Source organism: Sinomonas terrae, from assembly GCF_022539255.1.
Lineage (GTDB): Bacteria > Actinomycetota > Actinomycetes > Actinomycetales > Micrococcaceae > Sinomonas > Sinomonas terrae.
In genome coordinates, this window is sequence record NZ_JAKZBV010000001.1 from 2933730 (window position 1) to 2955375 (window position 21646).

Annotated in this window: 25 protein-coding genes and 1 riboswitch; of the genes, 16 read left to right on the forward strand and 9 right to left on the reverse strand. The window is 67.8% G+C overall.

From position 1 onward, the window contains the following. Window positions 1–8: 8 nt before the first annotated feature. The 4 genes from L0M17_RS13605 to L0M17_RS13620 all read right to left on the reverse strand — a co-directional run bounded on the left by L0M17_RS13605 (window position 9) and on the right by L0M17_RS13620 (window position 3899). Window positions 9–941, reverse strand: coding sequence for an FAD:protein FMN transferase (locus L0M17_RS13605; protein WP_241054563.1), 933 nt, complete (start codon window positions 939–941; stop codon window positions 9–11). Window positions 942–995: 54 nt separating this feature from the next. Further along, window positions 996–2156 carry a homoserine O-acetyltransferase MetX gene (gene metX, locus L0M17_RS13610; protein WP_372498021.1) on the reverse strand — a complete coding sequence of 387 codons (1161 nt, stop codon included), beginning with the start codon at window positions 2154–2156 and terminating at the stop codon, window positions 996–998. 128 nt (window positions 2157–2284) lie between these two features. Then, window positions 2285–2397: riboswitch (SAM riboswitch) on the reverse strand. Window positions 2398–2457: 60 nt separating this feature from the next. Continuing rightward, the gene (locus L0M17_RS13615) at window positions 2458–3678 is read right to left on the reverse strand and encodes a type II toxin-antitoxin system HipA family toxin (RefSeq protein WP_241054564.1); all 1221 of its coding nucleotides are present in this window, start codon (window positions 3676–3678) and stop codon (window positions 2458–2460) included. Further along, window positions 3675–3899, reverse strand: coding sequence for a helix-turn-helix transcriptional regulator (locus L0M17_RS13620; RefSeq protein WP_241054566.1), 225 nt, complete (start codon window positions 3897–3899; stop codon window positions 3675–3677). The genes L0M17_RS13615 and L0M17_RS13620 overlap by 4 nt, the downstream gene beginning before the upstream one ends. A gap of 260 nt (window positions 3900–4159) precedes the next feature. Here L0M17_RS13620 and L0M17_RS13625 point away from each other — a divergent pair, with 260 nt between their 5' ends. Genes L0M17_RS13625 through L0M17_RS13645 form a run of 5 tightly spaced genes read left to right on the forward strand, consistent with a single transcriptional unit; the run spans window position 4160 to window position 8001 of the window. Continuing rightward, window positions 4160–4897, forward strand: a complete 738-nt coding sequence (locus L0M17_RS13625) for a phosphatase PAP2 family protein (protein ID WP_241054568.1) — start codon at window positions 4160–4162, stop codon at window positions 4895–4897. A gap of 19 nt (window positions 4898–4916) precedes the next feature. After that, on the forward strand, window positions 4917–5573 hold the full coding sequence (locus L0M17_RS13630) for a DedA family protein (RefSeq protein ID WP_241054569.1): 657 nt from the start codon (window positions 4917–4919) through the stop codon (window positions 5571–5573). 54 nt (window positions 5574–5627) lie between these two features. Beyond that, window positions 5628–6296, forward strand: a complete 669-nt coding sequence (locus L0M17_RS13635) for a response regulator transcription factor (protein WP_308196881.1) — start codon at window positions 5628–5630, stop codon at window positions 6294–6296. Window positions 6297–6334: 38 nt separating this feature from the next. Continuing rightward, window positions 6335–7315, forward strand: coding sequence for a sensor histidine kinase (locus tag L0M17_RS13640; protein WP_241054571.1), 981 nt, complete (start codon window positions 6335–6337; stop codon window positions 7313–7315). A gap of 47 nt (window positions 7316–7362) precedes the next feature. Beyond that, window positions 7363–8001: a VOC family protein gene (locus L0M17_RS13645; RefSeq protein ID WP_241054572.1), complete on the forward strand. Its 639-nt coding sequence runs from the start codon at window positions 7363–7365 to the stop codon at window positions 7999–8001. Between the two features lie 126 nt (window positions 8002–8127). Here L0M17_RS13645 and L0M17_RS13650 read toward each other — a convergent pair whose 3' ends face one another. Continuing rightward, window positions 8128–8913: a CPBP family intramembrane glutamic endopeptidase gene (locus L0M17_RS13650; protein WP_241054573.1), complete on the reverse strand. Its 786-nt coding sequence runs from the start codon at window positions 8911–8913 to the stop codon at window positions 8128–8130. 29 nt (window positions 8914–8942) lie between these two features. On the opposite strand from L0M17_RS13650, the gene L0M17_RS13655 reads away from it, so the two are divergent. Next, a complete protein-coding gene (locus tag L0M17_RS13655; RefSeq protein ID WP_241054574.1) occupies window positions 8943–9623 on the forward strand; it encodes a histidine phosphatase family protein in 681 nt (226 codons plus the stop codon). Here L0M17_RS13655 and L0M17_RS13660 read toward each other — a convergent pair. Both L0M17_RS13660 and L0M17_RS13665 read right to left on the reverse strand, forming a co-directional pair. After that, window positions 9620–10855, reverse strand: coding sequence for an amidohydrolase family protein (locus tag L0M17_RS13660; protein WP_241054575.1), 1236 nt, complete (start codon window positions 10853–10855; stop codon window positions 9620–9622). The genes L0M17_RS13655 and L0M17_RS13660 overlap by 4 nt on opposite strands. 11 nt (window positions 10856–10866) lie before the next feature. Beyond that, complete coding sequence (locus L0M17_RS13665) at window positions 10867–11991, reverse strand: NAD(P)/FAD-dependent oxidoreductase (protein WP_241054576.1); 1125 nt, start codon at window positions 11989–11991, stop codon at window positions 10867–10869. A 202-nt stretch (window positions 11992–12193) separates the two neighbouring features. On the opposite strand from L0M17_RS13665, the gene L0M17_RS13670 reads away from it, so the two are divergent. Genes L0M17_RS13670 through L0M17_RS13700 form a run of 7 tightly spaced genes read left to right on the forward strand, consistent with a single transcriptional unit; the run spans window position 12194 to window position 16621 of the window. Next, window positions 12194–12427: a hypothetical protein gene (locus L0M17_RS13670; RefSeq protein WP_241054578.1), complete on the forward strand. Its 234-nt coding sequence runs from the start codon at window positions 12194–12196 to the stop codon at window positions 12425–12427. Window positions 12428–12429: 2 nt separating this feature from the next. After that, the gene (locus L0M17_RS13675; protein ID WP_241054580.1) at window positions 12430–13392 is read left to right on the forward strand and encodes a zinc metalloprotease; all 963 of its coding nucleotides are present in this window, start codon (window positions 12430–12432) and stop codon (window positions 13390–13392) included. After that, a complete protein-coding gene (locus tag L0M17_RS13680) occupies window positions 13385–14125 on the forward strand; it encodes an ATP-binding cassette domain-containing protein (protein WP_241054582.1) in 741 nt (246 codons plus the stop codon). The genes L0M17_RS13675 and L0M17_RS13680 overlap by 8 nt, the downstream gene beginning before the upstream one ends. Further along, window positions 14122–15552 carry a serine/threonine-protein kinase gene (locus L0M17_RS13685; protein WP_241054584.1) on the forward strand — a complete coding sequence of 477 codons (1431 nt, stop codon included), beginning with the start codon at window positions 14122–14124 and terminating at the stop codon, window positions 15550–15552. Before L0M17_RS13680 ends, L0M17_RS13685 begins: the two co-directional genes overlap by 4 nt. 43 nt (window positions 15553–15595) lie before the next feature. Beyond that, window positions 15596–15904, forward strand: a complete 309-nt coding sequence (locus L0M17_RS13690; RefSeq protein WP_241054586.1) for a transcriptional regulator — start codon at window positions 15596–15598, stop codon at window positions 15902–15904. Further along, window positions 15897–16448 carry a methyltransferase family protein gene (locus tag L0M17_RS13695; protein WP_241054588.1) on the forward strand — a complete coding sequence of 184 codons (552 nt, stop codon included), beginning with the start codon at window positions 15897–15899 and terminating at the stop codon, window positions 16446–16448. Before L0M17_RS13690 ends, L0M17_RS13695 begins: the two co-directional genes overlap by 8 nt. Beyond that, complete coding sequence (locus L0M17_RS13700; protein WP_241054595.1) at window positions 16436–16621, forward strand: hypothetical protein; 186 nt, start codon at window positions 16436–16438, stop codon at window positions 16619–16621. Before L0M17_RS13695 ends, L0M17_RS13700 begins: the two co-directional genes overlap by 13 nt. A 7-nt stretch (window positions 16622–16628) precedes the next feature. On the opposite strand, the gene L0M17_RS13705 is transcribed toward L0M17_RS13700, so the two are convergent. Beyond that, complete coding sequence (locus tag L0M17_RS13705; protein WP_241054596.1) at window positions 16629–17864, reverse strand: glycine C-acetyltransferase; 1236 nt, start codon at window positions 17862–17864, stop codon at window positions 16629–16631. A gap of 27 nt (window positions 17865–17891) precedes the next feature. Next, window positions 17892–18938, reverse strand: a complete 1047-nt coding sequence (gene tdh, locus L0M17_RS13710) for an L-threonine 3-dehydrogenase (RefSeq protein WP_241054597.1) — start codon at window positions 18936–18938, stop codon at window positions 17892–17894. A 149-nt stretch (window positions 18939–19087) separates the two neighbouring features. On the opposite strand from tdh, the gene L0M17_RS13715 reads away from it, so the two are divergent. From L0M17_RS13715 to L0M17_RS13725, 3 genes are all read left to right on the forward strand, one after another. Continuing rightward, window positions 19088–19522: a hypothetical protein gene (locus tag L0M17_RS13715; RefSeq protein WP_241054598.1), complete on the forward strand. Its 435-nt coding sequence runs from the start codon at window positions 19088–19090 to the stop codon at window positions 19520–19522. Between the two features lie 460 nt (window positions 19523–19982). Next, window positions 19983–21017, forward strand: coding sequence for a hypothetical protein (locus L0M17_RS13720; RefSeq protein ID WP_241054600.1), 1035 nt, complete (start codon window positions 19983–19985; stop codon window positions 21015–21017). Then, window positions 21014–21607: an ABC transporter ATP-binding protein gene (locus L0M17_RS13725; RefSeq protein ID WP_241054602.1), complete on the forward strand. Its 594-nt coding sequence runs from the start codon at window positions 21014–21016 to the stop codon at window positions 21605–21607. The genes L0M17_RS13720 and L0M17_RS13725 overlap by 4 nt, the downstream gene beginning before the upstream one ends. The last annotated feature ends 39 nt before the right edge of the window (window positions 21608–21646 follow it).

Here is a 21646-nt window from a genome sequence, read left to right on the forward strand (position 1 = left end):
GCCCAGCATCAACCGGCAGGGGTCAGTCCCGCGGGCCAGCCGTTGATCTCCAGCACGCGGCCGTCGTCCCGGACGAGCCAAGCGGGGTAGCCCAGGCCGCGGAGCCAGGGCAACGCACGCTCCCCTCTCACGATGGCAGCAGTGCTCGCCATGTTCGCGCTCACACAGTCGGGAGCCGCGACGGAGACGCTGCGCCACACCGGTGGTGCCGGAAGAGACGTCCGAGGGTCCAGGATGTGATGGAGTTCGAGGGAGCCTGAGCGCCAACGTCGCTTCTGGGTGCTCGATGTCGCCATGGCCCAGCCGCCGCTCAGGCGAACCTGCGTCGACGGATCGTCGGGGAGGTCCTGGACGAAGACCTCCCAAGCGTCCGGGCCGCCCGTTGCGAGGTCGCCGCCGAGGGAAACCAGCACGGAAGTTCCAAACCGTTCGTGGAGTTCTCTTGCGGCGAGGTCGGCGGCCGCGGCCTTCGCCGTTGCCCCCAAGTCGAGGGAGACTTCCGGCGGGAGGGTGAGCACGCCGTCGTCGATCCGCACGCCACGCCAGCTCTCGCTGGGCAGGATACGCTCGGCGACCAGAGGCTGTGCCGAGGCGGGCGAGGGTGACCTGCCGCCCGGGGAGGGGCCGTAGCCGAGGTCTGCAAGTTCGTTTCCCAGGGTCGGTGTCACGTCGCCACCGCTGCGTTCGGCAACCTCGAGGGCTGTTCGGACCAAGCCTGCGAGAAGTGGGCCGGCCTGACCTCCCCCATCACGCTCAAGACGGCTCAGCTCCGAGTCTGGGCGGAACCGGCTGCAGGCCTCGTCCACTCGGGCAAGGAATGCCTTGAGGTCCGCCAAGGCGGGCTCAAGCACCTCGGGATCGGCCACTGCGAGGCGGCACGCGCAGGTGAACGCCTCGAAATCAGAGGAGGCAGGCACGTCACGAACCCGACGAGCGTTCATCGCCTCCCTCTCTCCCGTGCACCGCACTGGATGTCGCCCGCTCGGCCTCGTACCTCAGAGGGTGAAGACGCGCCGCCTGAGTTCCGGCCCTAGCTGTCCGATCTCCGTAAGGAACCCGTCATGGCCGATCTTCGCATCGATCATGTGCACAGGCACTTCGCCTGGAAGCGCCTGTGCGAGCTCTTCGCTCTGCTCGGGGAAGTAGAGCCGATCCGAGTTCACGGCAGCAAGGAAGAAGTGCGCGGTCGCCGACGACAGCGCGCGCTGAACTCCTCCGCGCCCGCGGCCCACGTCGTGGCTCATGAGGGCCTCGGTCAGGATCACGTAGCTGTTCGCGTCGAAGCGGCCGATGAGCTTCTCGGCTTGATGGTCGAGATAGCTCTCCACCTGGTACCTGCCGCGCGAAGCCGCCCCGTCCGATGCCTCGAGCGGGTTCTCGGCCCCTTGGCCCCGGCGCCCGAAGCGGAAGCCCAGCTCGGCCTCGGACCGGTAGCTGATATGGGCGATCCGACGCGCTAGGCCGAGGCCCGCCACTGGATGCGGTCCACCGTAGTAGTCGCCGTCGCGGTAGTTCGGGTCCTGACGGATCGCGAGAACCTGCGCTTGCGCGAGCGCGATCTGCTCGGCGGTGCTGTAGGCCCCGATTGCGACGACGACGCAGTGCCGCACCCGGTCTGGGTAGGTCGCGGCCCACTCGAGCGCGCGGGCCCCGCCCATCGATCCGCCCAGCACGGCGTGCCACCGACGGATGCCGAGACGGTCAGCGAGACGGGCCTCGGCGCGGACCGAATCACGGATGGTGACGAAGGGGAAGCGCGAGCCCCAAGGCGTGCCCTCGGGATCGAGGGAGGCCGGGCCAGTGCTCCCGTAGCAGCCTCCGAGGATATTGGCCGAGACGACGAAGTACTTGTCCGTGTCGACGGGCTTGCCCGGCCCGACGAGCGGATCCCACCAGCCGGGCTCGGTGCCCATGCCCCGGGCCACGTGCGTATCCCCCGTGAGGGCGTGCTGGATGAGCACAGCGTTCGAGGCGTCCGCGTTGAGCTTGCCCCAGGTCTCGTAAGCCAGCTCGACCTCCGGCAGCGCGCCCCCTGCCTCAAGCTGGAGCGCGCCGACCGCGACAGTGCGGAGCACCCCGTCAAGCGACTCTTCGGCGGGCGGGGCGGCCACGGGAACGCCCGCGGGGGCTGCTGCGAAGCGGTCCACGAGCGTCATGCGACCGGCTCGACGACGGCTGGGGCGCCCTGAGCGGCGGAAACCGCCGGGAAGCCTCCCTCGAGGTCGGCGTGGATTTGGCGAGTCTCCAACGACCACTGGGGGTTGCCGGACATAGCAATCTCCTTTGCGCTGCTTTGACCGGCGGCTCTCGCCGGACCAGGTCCTCACCCGGGGCACCCCACCGCAGCGGGAGGGTTGCCGGCCAGCAAACCGGGGTTTGACGCTGGCGCTCATGACCTCTTGTGAGTCTAAGAGCCCCGAGATTCGCGCGGGCAAGTGTGTGACAGCGTGTGAAGCGCTAGCCCTCCATCAGCCGCCGACGGTGGCGCAGCTCCTTGACCCAAGCGCGTGTCTGGGCGGCAGCGAAGGGCGAGGGGCCGCCGTCGTCCATCTCGAGTGCGGCGAGAAGCGGGCCGGCCGCCCGCAGTGCGGTGTCCACGACGCCAGCAGCCGCCCGCGCCGGAAGGCCAAGCTCCCCCGCCCAGGCAAGGAAGTGCCGGCGGGAGATGCCGGTGCGCTTCCCGCCGAGAGGCAGGGCGAGCGAGCGGTCGCCGTACGGGACTGTGGAGGGGATGTCGTAGACCGGGGCGACGGTCCACTCTCCTGTGAGCATGGAGCCCCGGACCACCGAGACGTTCTTCGCGTGCAGGTCGCCGTTGCCGACGAGCCAAGCGAAGGCCCCCTGGAGCGCGAGGTTCCGCAGCGCCGGCAGCTCTGCCGCACATTGTGCGGCCACCGCCCTGCAGAGCTCCTCGTAGCTGACGTTGTACTTGTCCGCCGGGTACAGCCCGAGGAGTTGCGAGCCGTCCTCGACTGCGAGGCGCGCGGTGCCGCCCTCTGGCAGGACCGGCCTGTCGAAGCGCTCGACGAGAAGCCCGGCGCGCCCGGCGACGTCGTGGACGAGCCGCACTGGGCTCAACGGGATCCGGAGTCGTGACGCGTAGCGGTACATGAGGTACTCGTTCTCGACCACGTGCGGGAACTCCGGCGCGTTGAGCTTGAGGATGTACCGGCGCCCCTCCTCGGCGGCTGGCAGCGAGATCATGCCTGCGCTCACCTTGTCCTGGACGCCCGCGAGCGCCTTCGGATCGACGAGCGTTGGGTCGTTGATGAGAGCGGCGAAGTCCGGAGGGCGCCGCGCGTCGAATTCGACTGCGTGGTCGAGGTCGCGGGAATGGCTCGAGAGCGGCTCCCCATGGGGCACGATCTGGACGTCGCCCACGGGGTCGCCGCCCGCGGCCATGAGGAGGCCGAGCTCGTCGTCGGCGCTCGTCTTGACCGCACGGCGAAGGGAGGCGAGCCTTCTCCCTTCGGGGAGGAGCCCGGTGAAGAACGGTGGCACAGCCCCAGCCGGCGTCTCGACCGGACGGCGATTCAGCGGGAGGGTAGTCGCGACGGGATCGCCGCGCTGGGCGAGATAGGTCGGAACGTAGGAGAAGCGCGTGCCGTGCTCCACCCGCTCGAGACGAGCGGCGAGAATGCCCGCCTTGTAAACATCTGCGATGCGGTGCCGGCTCATCTCCTACCGCCCGCGGTCCGCGAGACGACGTCGAGCCCCAGCCCGAGGGCGTCCAGCACTGCGGTGAGCGCATCCAGGCGGACGCTCGGCTTGCCCTGCTCGACGAAGCGCACAAAGCGTTCGGACACTCCGGCGAGGTCTGCCAGATCCTGCTGCGTGAGGGCTAGCGCACGACGGCGGGAGCGTACCTGCGCGGCGATCGCACCCATCGCTTCGCTCATCCGGGCGGCCTCCCACTATTCTCAGTATCTTCAGCACGCCGGAACTCCGTAGCTCTGAACGTCCTCGGTACGATCGTGCCGATCTCATGGTCCTCGGCACAGTCTCTGTGCGTCAAGCCACGGAGCGCCCCCAGAATCGGCACGTTCGTACCGCTCCTCTCTCGGGCCCACCTTTTTTCGGCCGTGTGAAGCGAGTCGCCCTCGTCACCTTCTCAGAGGTTCTTAGAACCGTCTTAGATCCAGCAGGGCAGGATAGGACCATGACCTCATACGACTTCGCGGGGCAGAGCGCCTCCGTGAACCGCACTCCGCGCAGCCAACTGACCACGCTGCCGAGCCTGCGCCACTGGATCCTCACCCCTGTGGTGATCAGCGTCATCGTGCTCGTCGCCGGCTTCGTCGCCAAGACCTCGACCATCACGGGCGCCGAACTCGCGATCGACCAGTCGCTGAGCACCGAGCACGCCGGCTGGCTCAACACTCTGGCCCTCGCAGTCGAGAAGATCCTCGGGCCCTCGGGCGCCGTCGTCATCCTCGTCGTGCTCATCGCCGTCCTCTGGTTCGCCCGAAGGACCCCCATCGATGCCCTCGCAGTCGCGTCGATCACTGGCTTCGGCTGGGTCTTCAGCCTCCTGTTCAAGTACGCCGTCCACCGACAGCGACCCGATGCGAGCCTGCTGGCAAACCCGATCTCGCCCGACATGGACCCCAACAGCTTCCCGAGCGGCCACGTGTGCTTCGCGGTGTCGCTCACGATCGCGCTCTACTTCCTGTTCCGGGACAAGCGATGGGGGCAGTGGGTCCTCGTTGTGGGCATGGTGTTCTCGGGCCTCGTGGCCATCTCCCGCGTGTACGTCGGCGTGCACTACCCCATCGACGTCATCGCCTCCTTCCCCGCTTCGATTGCCGGCATCCTCCTGTGGTGCGGGCTGTGGAACCGCTTCGCTCCCCCGCTGCTCGCCCGCGTCCCGCTCGTGACGCGGCTCGAGTACCGCTGACCGACGAAGGAACCTCCTGATGGATCCCACCTCCCTCCTCGTCGGCGCGGGCCCCTGGGTGCTCGGCGTCGTCGCCCTCATCGTCTTCGTCGAATCCGGCCTCCTGTTCCCGTTCCTCCCGGGCGATTCGCTGCTCTTCACCGTGGGGCTCCTGCACGCCCAGCTCGGCCTCTCGCTGCCTGTGCTGATCCTTGTGGTGGCAGTCGCGGCCATCGCCGGAGACCAGGCGGGCTACATGCTCGGCAAGGCCGTCGGCAGGCGATGGTTCAAGGAGGACGCGAAGATCCTCAAACTCAGCCATCTCGAGAGCGCCGAATCCTTCTTCTCCCGCTACGGCGGCCGGGCCCTCGTCCTCGCGCGCTTCGTGCCGATCGTCCGCACGTACACGCCGCTCGTGGCCGGTGCGGCAAAGTACCCGTACCGGAAGTTCATCGGCTGGAACGTGCTCGGCGCCGTGGCGTGGGCGGTGTCCGTGACCCTGGTCGGCGTGTGGCTCGGACACGTCGAATTCATCAAGAACAACATCGACGTGCTCTCGGTGCTCATCGTGGTTGTGTCCGTCGTCCCGATCGGGATCGAGGCGCTCCGTCATCGGCGTGCAGCGAAGAAGGCAGGCGCCGGGCAGCCCGAGAAGGCCGCAGACGAGGAGAACCGCTACGCGGAGGCGACGGACTGAGCGCGAGGCCGAGCTGACGGCACGGGAACGGGGGTCCTTGCGAGAATGGCTCTCATGGACCTCCGACCCCGCGTGCTCCTCGTCGAGGACGACCGCCAGCTGGGCCCTCTCGTTGCCGAGCTCCTCGCCCCCGACTTCGAGGTCACCCTCACAGCCGACGGACGCGAAGGCCTCCGCCTCGCGACCGGCCAGGACTGGGAGGCACTCGTCGTCGACCGCGGGCTCCCACATGTCGACGGCGTCGACCTTGTGAAGTCGCTGCGGTCCAAGGGCATAGCGACGCCCGTGCTGATGCTCACGGCCCTCGGCAGCGTGCCGGACAAGGTCGAGGGCCTCGACGCCGGCGCCGACGACTATCTCGTCAAGCCGTTCGACGCGGAGGAGCTCGCTGCGCGCCTCCGGGCCATGACCCGGACCTACACGCCGCAGGGACCCGAGCTCCTCGTGATCGGCTCATGGGAACTCGATCCCGCAGCGCGCGTCCTCTCCTCGCCATACGGGCACCGCGTCGAGCTTTCGGGGGCCGAGGCGACGCTCCTCGCGGTGCTTGCCCGGGAGCCTGAGCGCGTCCATTCCCGCGCCGAGCTCCTCGAGGTCGCGTTCGACGCCGGCGACACGCCCGGCGTCGTCGATACCTACGTCCACTACCTCCGGAAGAAGACGGACAAGTCAGTGATCAGGACCGTCCATGGCGTCGGCTACCAGCTCGGCGGACTCGAATGAGCTGGCGACAGCCGCGCCGAGCGCGAAACTCCGATGAGGTGGCTCTCCGCCGTGCCGCGCTCCGGGTGGGCGTGCAGATCGCGGGTGCGGTCGCCGTCGTCGTCGTCCTGTTGCTCGCGGGAGCCGCCGTCTTCCTGTGGGCCAAGTCGCAGCCCGCCGAGGTGCTCTCGCATCTCCAGCGCTCGGAGCCGCAGGTCGTGCTGGACACCGTCGACGTGCTCGGGATCCTCGTGGTCGGCGGGATCGCGGGCATTGTGCTCGGCGGCGTCGTCGGCGTCCTGAGCGCACGGCGAGCGGTCCGGCCGCTCGGCGAGGCCCTGGCCCTCCAACGCAGGTTCGTCCAGGACGCGAGCCACGAACTCCGCACTCCGCTCGCGGTGCTCGACACGCGCATCCAGCTCGCGCAGAAGCGCCTCGGGCCCGAGAGCGATGCCGCCCCGGTCCTCGCCCAGCTGCGCAGCGATTCAGCTTCCCTCGCCGCCGTCATCGAGGACCTGCTCCACGGCATTGCGGGTTCCGGCCCCGACCTCACCGAGAGCCCAACCGACCTCGCCTCGCTCGCCCGCGGCGTCGTTTCCGATTTGGAGGTCATGGCCCTGGACCGGCGTATCGCCCTCGCCGCCGAGACCCCCGACGAGCCCGTGCCGGTCGCTGTCGCGGCTCCCGCGGTGCGCCGCGTCGTCGTCGCCCTCGCCGACAACGCCCTCAAATACACCCCGGAGGGCGGGCGTGTCACCGTCGGCGTCCGGACCGTCTCCGCGCCAGGGCGGGGCACGACTGCGCTGCTCACCGTCGCCGACACCGGTCCGGGGATCGCGGGGCCAAGCCCTGAGCGCGTCTTCGACCGGTTCTCCCGCGGCGGCACGACCGCTCGACTTGACGCGCGCCGGAGCTACGGAATCGGGCTCGCGCTCGTTCGGGAGATCGCCGTGAGGAACGGCGGATCGGTCCGAATCGCCGAAACCGGAGCCGGAGGAACAACGATGGAAGTGGCACTTCCGCTCGCCGTTTCCAAGTAAGGCAAGCCTAAGCTGAGAGCCCAGTCACAAAGTGCCAAGATGACTGCATGCGTATGGACCATGTTTCTTATGCCTGCGAGCCCGACGGCCTGGCCGCCACAACGGAGAGGATTGCCAGCGCTCTCGGAGTCGAGGCAGTCAAGGGCGGCGTCCACCCTCGGTTCGGCACCCGCAATATGATCATCCCGCTCACGCAGCACCACTACCTCGAGGTCGTCGAAGTCCTCGATCACCCTGCTTCAGACAAGGCACCGTTCGGCCAGGCCGTCCGGGCTCGGTCCGCTGCGGGCGGTGGCTGGATGGGCTGGTGCGTCGAGGTTGAGGACCTCGCCCCCATCGAGACCCGGCTCGGTCGCAAGGCTGTTCCGGGCAACCGCAAGTTCCCGGACGGTCGGGAACTCGTGTGGAAGCAGATCGGTATCCTCGGGCTCATCGCCGACCCGCAGGTCCCCTACATGCTCAAGTGGGAGGGCGACCCCGAGTTGCACCCCTCGAACGCGTACCCGGGCACGGTGAGCGTCACGAAGCTCACGATCGCGGGCTCGGCCGAGCGCGTGACCGAGTGGCTCGGTGAGCCCGTGGAGAAGCCGCTTGAAGACGTCGAGGTGGAGTGGGTCGCTCCCAAGGGAACGCCCGGGATCATGTCGGTGACGTTCGACGCGGGCGGCAAGCTCGTCACGATCTGACCACTCCCCGCGCAAGATCTGGCCACTCCCCGCGCAAGATCTGGCCACTCGTCGAAAGGATCGACGAGTGGCCAGATCTCTTTCAACGAGTGGCCACTTATCGACGGACCCAAGGCCACTTCTCGCTCAGCCCAGGCCGATGGCCTTGCCGAGCAGGCTGAAGCCCACGAACGCGAAGGTGTCCAGGAGCGCGTGGGCGATCACGAGCGGCATCACCCGCCCGTAGCGCCGGTAGACCCAGCAGAAGACGAGCCCCATCACCGCATTGCCGAAGAAGGGCCCGATGCCTTGGTAGAGGTGGTAGCTTCCCCGCAGGATCGAGCTCGCCGCGAAGGCCGCCCCAGTGCCCCAGCCGAGCCGGCGCAGCCAGCCGAGCATGAACCCGACCACGATCGTTTCCTCGAGCAGCGCCTCCCGGATCGCCGAGAGGATCAGGACCGGCACGGTCCACCAGTACTTGTCGAGGCCGCTGGGGATGATCGACGTCGTGATTCCGAGCACCCGCCCCAGCCAGTACAGCCCAAGCGACGGGATCCCCATGGCGAGGAACAGACCGAGTCCGTAGAGTACGTCGCGACCGGGGCGCCGCAGATCGAGACCCAAGCGTGCGAAGGGGGCGCGCCATCCGCGGCGGCCGATGGCCTCCCACACGAAGTACAGGGCCAGAGCCACGGGGACCAGCGAGAACAGGATGTCGAGCAGCTGGTAGACGAGGTCGAAGTACTCGCGCGGGCTGAGCCTAGCGTTGAGGGTCGACTTCCCCTGGGCGAGCGGCGCCTGCGTGGCCTTGTCGAGCAGCTGCACCACCGAGTAGACCGCAGACTGTCCCAGCGAGAGCCCCAGGACAATGAGGAGCTGGGCTCGCCACCGCGTGCGGTGGGCGGGACGGACGACGACGGGTGCATCGGGCATGTCCTTATCCTGCCCTAGGCTGAGGTTCTATGAGCGCGCCGCGGCAGATCATCATGGTCCGGCACGGCCAGTCGGCCGCGAACGAGGACACGAGCATCTACGAACGCGTGCCTGACTACCGGATCCCCCTCACCGAGCAGGGCGTCGCGGAGGCAGGGGAAGCGGGCCGGCTAGTGCGCGAGCAGCTCGCGGGAGAGCAGGTGAGCGTCTACATCTCTCCATATCTGCGCGCCTACCAGACGTTCGACGCCCTTGGCATCCACGATCTAGCCGAACGCGTCGTCGAAGAGCCCCGTCTGCGCGAGCAGGACTGGGCGAACTTCCAAATCGCCCACGACATCGAGCAGCAGAAGAAGCTGCGCGACTCGTACGGCCACTTCTTCTTCCGCTTCCGCGAGGGCGAATCGGGCAGCGATGTCTACGACCGCGTCTCGAGCTTCATGGAGACCCTCTACCGGCACTGGGACAAGCCCGACTACACGCCCAACACCCTTCTGGTCACGCACGGCCTCACGATGCGCCTCTTCTGCATGCGTTGGTTCCATTGGACCGTCGAGTACTTCGAATCCCTCAACAATCCGGAGAACGCCGGGGTCCGCACCCTCGTCCGCCAGCCCGATGGCCGCTACCAGCTGGACCGCCCGTTCAGCCAGTGGTCCGAGAGGACGGAGACGGACACGGTCCTCTCGACTCTCTCCGAACGGCTCTAGCGCACGCGCTCGCCCGCGCGCCACACGGCGTGCGTGAGCGGCATCCCTGGACGGTACGCGAGATGCGTGGCCGAGGGTGCATCGAGGATCTGGAGGTCGGCACGATGGCCCACCGCGATCGAACCGACAGCACGCTGGCCGTCCTCGTCCCGTCCGACGTGCCTTCGGAGGGCGAGAGCTCCCCCGAAGGTCGCCGCGCGAACCGCCTCCTGCACGCTCAACCCCATCTGCAGCACAGCCGTCGTGACGCAGAACGCGATCGAGCTCGTGTAGCTCGTCCCGGGGTTGCAGTTCGAGGCGATCGCGATCTCCACGCCCGCGTCGAGGAGCCGACGTGCCGGCGCCAAGGGGGCGCGCGTCGAGAGGTCACACGCCGGCAGCACAGTCGCGACCGTCCCCACACCCTCGGCGGATTCCGGCCCCGACCACTCGGACCAGGTGCCCGCGAGCGCCTCGACATCGGCGTCGTCGAGGAAGTTCACGTGGTCCACGCTCGCGGCACCGACCTCGACCGCAAGGCGCACGCCGGCTCCGGGTCCGAGCTGGTTGCCGTGCACGCGGAGGCCGAGGCCGACGTCGCGGCATGCCAGGAGCACGCGGCGGGACTGCTCCTCGGTGAAGGCCCCCCGCTCGCAGAACACGTCGGCCCAGCGCACATACGGCCGGACGGCGTCGAGCATCTCGCCGCAGACGAGGTCCGTGTAGGCGTCAGGGTCCTCGCCGGCGGGCACGAGATGAGCCCCGAGATAGGTCACCTCATCGACGGCCTCGACGGCAAGGGCCGCACTTCGGCGCTCGTTCTCGACGTCGAGCCCGTACCCGGTCTTGGTCTCAAGGTAGGTCGTCCCCCACGCCGCCGCCTCCGCAACCCGCGCGGCGAGCAATCGCCGCAGCTCGCCGTCAGACGCGCCCCGGGTCGCCTTCGTCGTCACGCCGATTCCTCCGGCCGCATAGGCCTGCCCGGCCATGCGCGCCTCGAACTCGGCCGTGCGGTCCCCCGCGAAGACGAGGTGGCTGTGCGAGTCGACCCAGCCCGGCAGAGCGGCACGGCCCCCGGCGTCGTACCTTTCGTCGGCGGCAGGCGCGGACGACGACGTCCCCACCCAGGCGATGCACTCGCCATCGAGCACGACAGCCGCGTCGCGGAGCACGCTCGCGGCTGCGGCTTCGGCGGATCCGTCCTTCCAGTCCTGGGTCGAGAGCTCGCCGATGTTGTCGATGAGGAGGGTCATGAAGCCATGATCTACCGGCGCACCGACAATCTATGGGGATCAAGCGCCCGCTCCGTCTCGGATACCGGATAAGCACCCGTTCGGATCGCCTCAGGCCCTGCAATCAATTGGCCTGAAGCAGCCTCGGCCATCGCGGCAGACGTCTGGAAGCCGTAGCCGCCTTGGCCGGCGAGCCAAAAGAAGCCGGGCGCCTCGGGGTCGAAGCCGAGCACGGGAATCCCGTCGGCCGCAGACGTGCGCAGGCCGGTCCAAGCCCGCACAATCCCAGTCACGGGAAGGTCTGCGAAGCGGGAGATGAGATCGAGCGTCCGCTCGACGTCGCCCGGACGCGGCACGGCGTCCTCGGCGCGGCTCGGCTCCGTTTCGGACGGCGAGACGAGAGCGCCCGCCTCGTCGGGCCGGAAGTACCACGAGTCATCCGCGGCGGCGATCATCGGCATCTCCGGGTCGAGGGGCTCAGCGAGCGAGACGAGCGCCGCCGTGCGCCGGAATGGTTGGAGCCCGAGTCGTTCGACGCCGAAGAGAATCGCGAGGTCGTCGGCCCACGCCCCTGCAGCGTTGACGACATTCGTCGCGTGGAACCCCTCGGCACCGGCCCCGACGAGCCAGCCCGCAGCGACCCGCTGCGCCGTGTGTACCGGGCTTCCCAGCTGGATGGCCACTCCGCCGTTCCGGGCGCGCGCCTCGTGATGGGCCAGCAGTGCCGGCGCGTCGGTACGGACCGAGTCATTGTCGAGGGCGGCGGCCTCAAACGCCCCCTCCCGAAGCACGGGCGAGAGCACCCGGGCCTCCTCGGGCTCGAGATGGCGCATGCCCGCATGGGCTTCGGCCGCGACGTCGCCTCGGCTGCCGACGAGCATGAAGCGGCTCGGCCATGCGAGCCGCCGCCCGTCGTCGTCGACCGCGTCGCGAAGTGTTGCGAGCGTGCGGCGAGTGAGCTCCTGGACCGGGGCGGGACCGTAGCTCGGGATGAGCTGCTGCGCCGAGCGCGCGGACGTGTGATAGGCGAGGCTCTGCTCCGCCTCGACGAGGGCGACGCGGCACTGTCCAGCGAGCCGCGCAGCGAGCGAGAGCCCGGCGATCCCGCCGCCCACAATGAGGACGTCGACATCGTTCGTGCTGCTCTGGATGGCCATGCCGACACCATACCCCGGCGACAACGGGCGGAATTCCCATGGCTTGCGAGGTGCCTAACAAGGGGCCGCACAATAAACTTTCGGCGCTGCCTACGATTTGAATTATTGCTTCCAAATTAGGAAATCACGGCTTGACAAGCTTCTGGGGCGCCGGTAAGGATCGTCTCGCGGCTCGGAGTGAGCCGCGCCGACACTCACACCCATGGGGGTACTCGTGACCACTCAAGCAATTTCTCCCGCCGTCTCCTTCGCTCCGCGTCTGCTGAGCGATGGAGGCCGCATCGAAGACCAGGCCGACTGGGCGATCATCGGTGCCGTCGCAGGCCTGTTCGGCCTCGGCCTCGGGGTCGTCGCCTACATCTGCGGCGTATGCCAGGCACGCTCGTTCAACGCCTGCGTCGATGCCGTCCGCAACTACTGGGGCTCCGGCTGCTGACCATGCTGGCCTCGCCGGGTGCCGGAGTCGTCCGGCGGCATGCGGTGGTGTCTCTGGCGCCCGGCGTCCTGCTCAGGGGAACGCGGCTCGAGGACGTGGACAAGCAGGTATACGAGCTCGACCCCGACGGGGCTGCCCTGTGCGCGGCCCTTGCCGCCCCTTCCTGCATCGACACCCTCATAGAGGGGTTTTCCGAACTGTCGCAGACACCCCCGGAGGCCCTCGCGGGGCCAGTATGGGACTTCGTCGATGACCTTTCCTCCCGCGGACTCCTTTCCGTCAATGCCTCGTTCACCGCGGAGAGGGGCGCGCAGCTCGCCGAGTTTCCGGGGCGAGCGTTCACCGCACTCGCGACCGGAGTCCGTCCGCCCAGCGGGGTCAGGAGATCCCTCCGGCGCTATTCCGCGACGCTCAAGGGACTCACGAGAGCAGGGCTCGAGGCGCATCAGGCCATGGCGTGGATCGGAGTGGCGCTCATGGTCGCCGGTGTCGCGCTCGCCGCCGCCTTCTCACCCACAGACTCCGCGCGCGGCGTGGGCGTACGCACCGCGTGCCTGCTCGTATCCGGATACTTCATCCTGATCCTCGCAAATGTATTCATCCACGAATCCGCCCATCTCCTCGCCGCGCGCATCAGCGGATGCACCGTGTACGGCGTGTACTGCCGGGCTTCCGCGATGGGCGTCTCCTTCTCGAGCCGCTCCGGACTGACGCGCCTGGTGGTCGCCATCTCTGGCCCGCTGGCTGCGCTCGCATTCGACCTCGCCGTCATGGCGGCGATCGTTCTGAGCCCCGGCACCTTCTGGAGCTCGACCGGCATCGACCAACTTCGCCTTTCGGCCCTCGTGGGAGTGGCGGCCTTGGCCCTCTTCCAGGCCATCTGCCTCACACCAGTTGCCCGCGACGGGCGACATATCGCCGCTTCCCTCAGGACCGCTCTCAGAAGGGAGCGCCACCGTGCTTGAGATCCACGGCCTTGAGTCGTCCTATCCGGGCTTCACCCTCGGCCCGATCACGACGACGGTGCGCAGGGGAGAGTTCGCGACGCTCGTCGGCACCAATGGCTCCGGCAAGAGTACCCTCCTGAGGAGTCTCCTCGGCCTTCAAACGCTCGAAGCCGGCGGGGCGGAGTGGGACGGGCTGCCCATTCCGGAGAGGAACCCAGCGCTGCTCTCGCTGATCGGCTACGTGAGCGACTCCCCGAAGGACGTGCTTCCCGAATTCACGGCCCAAGAGTACTGGAGCTACTGTCGCAAAGCCCATGAGCGAGTTCGCCGTACGCGCATCGACGGCGCAATGGATCGCGCTCGGCGCTTGGCTGAGAGGCTCGACTTCCCGCTCGGCCAATCGAGCCCGCTCGGCGCATTGAGCCTCGGCACCACGCGAAAGGCGCAGATCATCGGCGCGCTCCTCGCGGAGCCCGACCTCGTGATCCTCGACGAGCCCTTCATCGGTCTCGACTTCATCGCAGCCCGGTCGCTCGAGGTCCTCCTCCGGGAACTCGTCGCCGAGGGGACGACCGTGCTGGCGTCGAGCCACGACCTCAACCTGACCTCTCGGATCGCAGACCAGCTCATCGTGCTCCACGCCGGCGGGATCGTGCTCGACCGGCCGGTGCGCGAACTGGGCGGTGCCGAGGGCCTGGAGCCCGCCATCATCGATGCCCTCGGCAGCCACGGGAAGGCCGCCCTCTCGTGACCCTCGCACTGCCGACCCTCCGCCTCGCCTATCGCCGCCTCTTCGGCGGGACGAGCACCGCCCGGACGCGGGCTGTCCGGGCCCTCGCCGTCGTGTGCGCCGCCTGCATCATGGAAGCGCTCGCCATCTCTGAAGCGCAGCGGCAGACGACGGCGAACGAGGCCCTGAGCGCGTTCGTCCCGCCCGCCGTGGCCATCGTGGTCTATCTCGCGGGCGGCAGTATCGTGCTCCTCTCGCTTTCCGCCCGAGACGCCTCCGGGAGCACACGCCGCGCGCTTGCGGCGCTCCCCGTCTCAAGAACCGGGGCAGTCCTGCTCGAATGGCTCCCCGTCATGGCGACGGGCTTGATCCTCCTCGGGCTGGCCGTTGCCCCGGCCGGCACCGCGCTGCTTGCCGCCCGCTACCCGCTCCACTCGGCCGCGAGCCTGATCGTCACTTCCCTCGCAGCCGGCGCAGCGACTGCCGGCCTCATCGTGTCCGGGGTCTCGGTGGCCCTGCGGGAATCCGCCTGGGCCGCCGTACGATACCCGCTGTCAATGCTCGCGTGGGCCGCAGCCGTCACGACAGCCATCTGGCGGAGCTTGGCCGCAGCCGAGACAGGGGGCTCGCCTGCCGGAGACATCGTCCTCCTGCTGCCTCGTCTTGTGCGGTACGCAGGAGAGGGCGTCCCGCTCCCGGCGTGGGCTGTGACGGCCGCGGTGCTCGGGGCCCTCCTCGTGATTGGCCTCCTCGTGCCATGGTCGATCGGCGGCCGGATCGTGGATCGGCGGCGCCTCATCCGCTTCCCGTGGAAGGGTGGCCGGAAGTCCCCCCTCGCGGTGGGCGAACTCGTCTACTCGACCCGCAACACCACGCTTCTGGCCAACGCCGTCGCGGCGGAGGTGCTCGTCATCGGGCTCTGCCTCCTGCTCAGCTTCGTACCCTCCCCTTTTCGGATTCCGCTCCTCTCACCGACTCTCGTCGTGGCCGCGTGCCTCGCGGGCTCAGTCGTACGGCAGCACCGCTCGCTGTTCCCGGTGGTGCGGCCGCCTCAACAGCTGATCGACCTCGAGTGCATGCCATGGACAGTTCGGCAGTGCGCCATCAGTCTGCTCTGGTTCATGGTGCTGTATGTCCCGCCGGCCTTCGCGGCCCTGTCGGCCGGAATCGCCCCCGGGACCGTGTGGAGGAGCTGGGCCCTCGCGGGAGCTGCATCCTTCTCGGTGAGCGTCATCATCGGCTGGGTCGTCCCGTTCCCCCTCGACAATGCGCCGGGCCAGCTCATCACCTCTCTCGCAACGGTGTCCGCCTCCGGCGCCCTCGCCGCATTCGCCATCGACCTGAGCGTCAGCTCGCGCCTTCTCGCCCTCGTCCTCTGTTCGTGCTCCGTGCTCGCCTCAGCCGGAGTGGCAATCGTCGCCGAGCAGCGCCGCTGGAAGGAAGGCTGAATTCCTTGCCTCGTACCGCCCAGCCTGACCCAGGGGGACTGACATGAAGAACAAGAACACGCGAGTTTGGACGGGGTACGGCGTCGCATCCACCCTCGTGTGGATCGCCGCGCTGGCCGTCGGCGCGATCGCATTTGTCACGGCGAGCGAAGCGGCGCGTGCGTCAGGGCAGGACGGTACATTCCTCCAGCAGTTCCTCGGGGCACCCCTGTTCGAGGGTTTCCGCCAGGACGGCAGGTTCGGGGTTCGCCCGCAGTGGGGACTCGTGCTCCTCGTGGTCGTGCCGCTGTGTGCGACAGTTCTCTTCACCGCTCTCCCGGTTCGACGCTTCGTCAGGGGCAAGCGTGCTTGACGCCCTCATGTGGACGACACCCGCCGTGCTCCTCGGGGCCTCCGAGCTCGTGTTCGCGTCTCGCGGCAGCCGGGAGGCCTCGCCCGACGCGGTCGCTATGGACCACGCGATCAAGGCCGCAACCCTCGCGGGCCTCGTCGGGCCACTGCTTGCGGCACCCATGCTGCCGCGGCCTCTGCCGGGCGTCGTCGTCGCCGGCCTCGCCCTGGCCCTCGCCGGCGTCGCGGTGAGGCTGCTCGCGATGGTGATGCTCAGACAACGCTATCGGCTCACGCCGCAGAGGCAGTCCTCCGATCATTATCTGGTGAGGAACGGCCTCTACGGCTTCGTGCGGCACCCCGGCTATACGGGCATCCTCATGACACTGTCCGGCATGGCGATCATCGCAGCCGGCCCCTGGGGGCTGGCCTTCTTGGCTCCCGTGATCGTCTTCTGCGTGGTGAGGATCGCCGGAGAGGAGAGACTTCTGCGCGAGGAGTTTGGCTCCGAGTTCAGCGACTACTGCCGCACCGTGCGGTGGAGGCTCGTCCCGTGCCTCTACTAGACGGGCGAGGCCATCCGTTCGAGGATCCCGAACTCGAACTCGTGCTCCTCAGGGCGCGAGCGGCTGGCGCGCGGACTGAGGCCCGGCGCAGGCTGGCCGCGTTTGCTCCGACTGCCGTCCTCGTCGCGACCTTCGCGATCAGCTGCCTCGCGCTCGTCGTCGGCGTGCCGTAGGCCGGCGTCAGTGTCGCAACGGCTCCTCCCTCTCTGCCACCGCGGAGCGTGCGGCGACAAACGCGGACACGGCGGTTTCGACGTCGTCCGCGGTGTGCGCAGCGGAGAGCTGGACCCGGATGCGGGCCTTGCCCTTCGGCACGACGGGGTAGGAGAAAGCCGTCACGTAGACGCCGTGGGCGAGCATCTCGGCTGCGATGCGGCCCGCGAGCGCCGCCTCGCCGAACATGACCGGGACGATCGCGTGCTCCCCGGCGAGGAGCTCAAAGCCCTCCTCGGTCATCCGCCGGCGGAAGAGCGCCGCGTTTTCGAACAGCTTGCCGCGCAGCTCTCGCGAGCCGGCGACGAGGTCGAGGGCGCGCATGGTCGCGGCCACGATCATCGGCGCGACCGAGTTCGAGAACAGATACGGCCGGGCCTTTTGGCGCAGCGTTGCGACGATCTCCGCCCTGCCCGACACGTAGCCGCCAGACGCGCCGCCGAGTGCCTTGCCGAACGTGCCCGTGTAGATGTCGATGCGATCGGAGACGCCCGCGTGCTCCGGGGTTCCCGCCCCGGTCTCGCCCATGAACCCCACGGCGTGGGAATCGTCCACCATGACCATCGCACCGTACCGCTCGGCGAGGTCGCAGATCTCGGCCAGGGGCGCGAGGTAGCCGTCCATCGAGAACACGCCGTCGGTGACGATCAGGGTGCGCCGGGCGCCCACGCCGTCGTTCAACGTCGTGGCCTCCCGCAGGCGCGCCTCGAGCTCGCCCATGTCCCGGTTCGCATATCGGAGCCGTACCGCCTTGCTGAGGCGAATGCCATCGATGATCGAGGCGTGGTTGAGGGCGTCGGAGATGACGGCGTCCTCCGCGCCGAGGAGCGCCTCGAAGACTCCGCCGTTGGCGTCGAAGCAGCTTGAGAAGAGGATCGTGTCCTCGGTTCCGAGGAATTCGGAGACCCGGCGCTCGAGTTCGAGGTGGGCGTCCTGGGTCCCGCAGATGAAACGCACGGACGCCATGCCGAAACCGCGCTCGTCGAGCGCCTTCTTCGCGGCCTCGATCAGGTCGGGGTGATCGGCGAGGCCGAGGTAGTTGTTGGCGCAGAAGTTGAGGACCTCTCCCGCCGAAGCGCCGAGTGGGCCGGCCTGGATGTGGGCCGACTGCGGCGAATCGATGTGCCGCTCCTCCTTGAACGTCCCGGCCGAGCGAATTTCGGCGAGCTCCGCCGCGAGCTGTTCCTTGACTCCTGCGAACATGTTCTGCTTCTTCCTCTCCCGCTTCGCCTAAACGCCCGACCAGTCCAACACCACTTTGCCGCCGCTGCCAGAGCGGGCGATGTCGAAGCCTTCCTCCCAGCGCGCCGCCGGCAGGACGTCCGTGACGACGGCGGCCACATTGCGGTGCAGGACCGGATTCGACGAGAGCATCGCGCTCATCGCGTACCAGGTCTCGAACATCTCGCGGCCGTAGATGCCCTTGAGCGTGAGCATGTGGGTCACGACCTTGCCCCAGTCGATCTCCGCTGCCTGGGCGGGAAGGCCGAGCAGGGCGATGCGGCCGCCGTGGTTCATGTTCTCGATCATGCCCTGCAGGGCCGCTGGCCGACCGGACATCTCGAAGCCCACGTCGAAGCCTTCGACCAGGCCGAGCTCTTGCTGGGCTTGGCGCAGGCTCATATTCGAGACATCGACAGCCAAGTCCGCACCCATATCTCGCGCGAGCGCGAGCCGCCGCTGCGACACATCGGTGATCGCGATCTTGCGGGCGCCCGCGTGCCTTGCGATCGAGATGGCCATGAGCCCGATCGGACCCGCGCCCGTAATGAGCACATCCTCCCCGACGAGCGGGAAGCTCAGCGCCGTGTGCGTCGCGTTGCCGAACGGGTCGAAGATCGCGCCGAGCTCGGGCGTGATCGTGGGGTCGTGGTGAACCCAGACATTCGTTTCGGGAATGACGACGTACTCGGCGAAGGCCCCATCCCGCTGAACTCCGACACTCGAAACGTGAATGCACATCTGCCTGCGTCCAGCCCGGCAGTTCCGGCACACCCCGCAGACGATATGCCCCTCGCCGGACACACGGTCGCCGGGCCGTACGTCGCGAACGTCCTCCCCGATCTCGACGACTTCTCCATAGAACTCGTGCCCGGGGATGAGCGGGGCGCTGCTCATCGACTGCGCGGTCTCATCCCACGCCTGCAAGTGGAGGTCGGTCCCACAGATACCCGTCGACAGCACGCGAATCTTGACCTCGGCAGGACCGGTCTTGGGCTCGGGCCGGTCGACGAACTCGAATCCCGCGCGCGGATGGGCCTTGAACAGGGCTTTCATGAGGCAATTCAAGGGCAGGTGAAAGCTTAGAACAACAGCTGGTGTCTCAAGCGACGGTGTAGGAAAGCTTCACCTAATCCCCCGCGCCGTTGCCGCGGGCTCAACTTGTCTGCCTACCCTCGGGCCATGTTCTCCACACGGAGGTTCTTATGCCGTTCGTGGGGACTCGCTTCATCGCCGACCTTGCCGCCCGGCTCACTACTCTTCTGAGGATCACTTTGCTCGCCAAATTCACCTTCCCAGCACTCATGCTGATCGGCGCTCTCCTTTTGACCAGCGTTGTCCTCGCCGCCACTGTCGGCGCGGCGACCGGGTTTTCCTGGACTGCTGTGAGCTTTACAGCGCTGATCCTGGCGGTCCTCGCGATAACCGCTCGGTCCTCGCCCACAAAAGCCGCTCGGAAGATTGGCGTGGGCTTCTTCCTCGCGGGCCTCGGCGGCGCGCTTTTCCTCTCGAGCAGTGGGCTCCCGCTGCCAGCGTCTCTTCCGACGTGGGGTTGGACGGTCCTCGCTATTGGGATGGCGACGATCGGCCTCGTCGAAGATGCCGACACGGCCCAATCGACTCCAAAGAACCGACTCTGATGCGGCCAAGTCTCGCTGCCGCAATCGTTTTTGAGGGAGTTCGCTTTCTCGCTGCCGCCGGCTGGTCAATTTCCCTTCGTGCGCTCGGGTGGCTGGCTATCGTCACAGCTGCAGCCATTGCTCTACTGACATTTGCGGCAGGACTCGCCGTGTTCCGACTACTGTGCGTCCTTGAAGCCGAAGGCGCTGTATCGCTCAACGGCAGGGCGGATCGCTGGTGACCTTGACGGCGGTTGTCGTCGTGATCTACCTCGCGGGCACCGTCTGTTTGCGGGAAATGTTCGGCCCGCGTCGGCTGGCGGTCCAAGGCAACCCGAACCGAAGGCTTTTCCGTGCTCTGGATGTAGAAATGCGCCACGTCTTCCTCGCCACTTGCGGCCCACGGGGAACGGTCGTCTTTCTCACCTCCGCTTCTCTCACAACCAGTGCCCTCGCTGCCCTTGCGATATCGGGTCTGACGATGCCAGCCTTCGTTCTACTGCTCGCTACCACTCCGTTTGCCGCCACGGCAGCCGTTCTCGGCATCGGAGGCTGGCTTGCCGCCCACGAAGCACGGCCACTCAGGGTCGCGCACCGGGTGGCAGCCGTCATGCTCGGCAGCATTGTGCTCGGAGTACCGGCATACGTAGGCACGCGCCTGCTGTCTGGGGGCCTTGAGCCGTTGCGGTGGAGGCTGCCCACGCCGTGGGAACCAGTTGCTGCGGCAGGAGTCATAGCCACGGCGCTCGGTGGCGCCTGCCTGCTCGCCCTGTCGTGGACGCGCATGACCCGCGACTCGTTCCCACTCCACTCAAGCCGGAATATCCACCACCGCCGCCCGCAAGCGGGCAACGTGACAACCGCTCTCTGGCTGAACCTCTTGAACTCCCGACACCACTACGCGATTGCGAGCACCGTCTCTGCCGTGACAATTGCTGCGAGCATCGCTGCCGCAGTTCGACTCGGTGGATTCCATGCCGAGAAAGCAGGACCCCTCGGCTCCATCGGGTCAGTGCTTCCATGGATGACGTTCGTTGTGACCCTGACGGTTGCCGAGTTGCTCTCGAAGGACAACGGGCTTGTCGTCCTTGTGCCGAGGCTTCGCGTCCTCTGGGAGAACGGCAGCAGTATCCAAAGTCTCATATCGGGCGTCTTGGGCACCCAGCTCGGCTTCACTCTTGCCGTGCTCACACCTGGATTCGCGCTCCTAGGATGGGCAGCCACGGGCATCCCCTTCTGGGCCGCACCGTCGGTCATCGCGGCGGCCGCATCTGCGACTCTTCTCGGCAGCAGCGTGAGCACGGCGGTCGTCAAGCAGGCTGACGGTTCAGCCGATGCGTCACTCGCTGCCGCCCTCCTCGCTCTCCTTGCCGCAGCCCCCGCTTCGCTACTTGCGCTGCTGCCGGGCGTATTCGGTCTGGCCGCAAGCTCCCTCTACACCGTCATCCTCCTAGGAGTCGTAGCCCTGTGCCTACATCAACGGATCATTCGCCTGCCCTCACCTTCGAGGGCGTGACAGCCGGCTACATCCGCGGGTCACGCATTTTTGACGACGCGAGCCTTTCGATCAGCGGTCCCGGATTGTTTCATCTCCGGGGACGGAACGGCTCCGGCAAGTCCACCTTCGCCGAACTTGCGAGCGGCTATCTGCGGCCGTGGGCGGGCCAAGTCCTGGTGAATGGGATCAACGCGACCAACCGGGACGCGCGAGAAGCGCGACGCGTGTGCCGCGCCGAGCCAGCGCTCTTCCCCGCGATGACGGTCCACGACCACATCGCTCTCACAGCGACCGCACGGGGCATCAGCCCCGAGCCTGCCCTCGACCGGGCCGTGATGCTCGGCCTTGAGCCTTGGCTCGCGGAGAACGCCGGAAGCCTCTCGACCGGGACAGCCAAGAAGCTCTGGTATCTCATGAATACGCTCGGAGATTTCGACCTTGCGGTCCTCGACGAGCCTTTCAATGGAGTCGACACCGAAAGCGTTGCCGTCATGGCCAAGGAAATGACGGAATGGGCGAAGACGGCGTGCGTTGTCCTGATCGCCCATGCGCTACAGGCCGAGCTCGAACCTGATCGGGTCATCGAGATTTCCGAGCTCACGTCCTGAGAGATTAGGCTGGTCTCGGGGATTTCTGATAACCCGTTA

What these genes read in the sequence shown, in the direction of transcription:
- L0M17_RS13605 (WP_241054563.1), bottom strand. Translation starts at nt 941, where the DNA reads ATGAACGCTCGTCGGGTTCGTGACGTGCCTGCCTCCTCTGATTTCGAG.
- metX (WP_372498021.1), bottom strand. Translation starts at nt 2,156, where the DNA reads ATGACGCTCGTGGACCGCTTCGCAGCAGCCCCCGCGGGCGTTCCCGTG.
- L0M17_RS13615 (WP_241054564.1), bottom strand. Translation starts at nt 3,678, where the DNA reads ATGAGCCGGCACCGCATCGCAGATGTTTACAAGGCGGGCATTCTCGCC.
- L0M17_RS13620 (WP_241054566.1), bottom strand. Translation starts at nt 3,899, where the DNA reads ATGAGCGAAGCGATGGGTGCGATCGCCGCGCAGGTACGCTCCCGCCGT.
- L0M17_RS13625 (WP_241054568.1), top strand. Translation starts at nt 4,160, where the DNA reads ATGACCTCATACGACTTCGCGGGGCAGAGCGCCTCCGTGAACCGCACT.
- L0M17_RS13630 (WP_241054569.1), top strand. Translation starts at nt 4,917, where the DNA reads ATGGATCCCACCTCCCTCCTCGTCGGCGCGGGCCCCTGGGTGCTCGGC.
- L0M17_RS13635 (WP_308196881.1), top strand. Translation starts at nt 5,628, where the DNA reads ATGGACCTCCGACCCCGCGTGCTCCTCGTCGAGGACGACCGCCAGCTG.
- L0M17_RS13645 (WP_241054572.1), top strand. Translation starts at nt 7,363, where the DNA reads ATGCGTATGGACCATGTTTCTTATGCCTGCGAGCCCGACGGCCTGGCC.
- L0M17_RS13650 (WP_241054573.1), bottom strand. Translation starts at nt 8,913, where the DNA reads ATGCCCGATGCACCCGTCGTCGTCCGTCCCGCCCACCGCACGCGGTGG.
- L0M17_RS13655 (WP_241054574.1), top strand. Translation starts at nt 8,943, where the DNA reads ATGAGCGCGCCGCGGCAGATCATCATGGTCCGGCACGGCCAGTCGGCC.
- L0M17_RS13660 (WP_241054575.1), bottom strand. Translation starts at nt 10,855, where the DNA reads ATGACCCTCCTCATCGACAACATCGGCGAGCTCTCGACCCAGGACTGG.
- L0M17_RS13665 (WP_241054576.1), bottom strand. Translation starts at nt 11,991, where the DNA reads ATGGCCATCCAGAGCAGCACGAACGATGTCGACGTCCTCATTGTGGGC.
- L0M17_RS13670 (WP_241054578.1), top strand. Translation starts at nt 12,194, where the DNA reads ATGGGGGTACTCGTGACCACTCAAGCAATTTCTCCCGCCGTCTCCTTC.
- L0M17_RS13675 (WP_241054580.1), top strand. Translation starts at nt 12,430, where the DNA reads ATGCTGGCCTCGCCGGGTGCCGGAGTCGTCCGGCGGCATGCGGTGGTG.
- L0M17_RS13690 (WP_241054586.1), top strand. Translation starts at nt 15,596, where the DNA reads ATGAAGAACAAGAACACGCGAGTTTGGACGGGGTACGGCGTCGCATCC.
- L0M17_RS13705 (WP_241054596.1), bottom strand. Translation starts at nt 17,864, where the DNA reads ATGTTCGCAGGAGTCAAGGAACAGCTCGCGGCGGAGCTCGCCGAAATT.
- tdh (WP_241054597.1), bottom strand. Translation starts at nt 18,938, where the DNA reads ATGAAAGCCCTGTTCAAGGCCCATCCGCGCGCGGGATTCGAGTTCGTC.
- L0M17_RS13715 (WP_241054598.1), top strand. Translation starts at nt 19,088, where the DNA reads ATGCCGTTCGTGGGGACTCGCTTCATCGCCGACCTTGCCGCCCGGCTC.
- L0M17_RS13720 (WP_241054600.1), top strand. Translation starts at nt 19,983, where the DNA reads ATGCCAGCCTTCGTTCTACTGCTCGCTACCACTCCGTTTGCCGCCACG.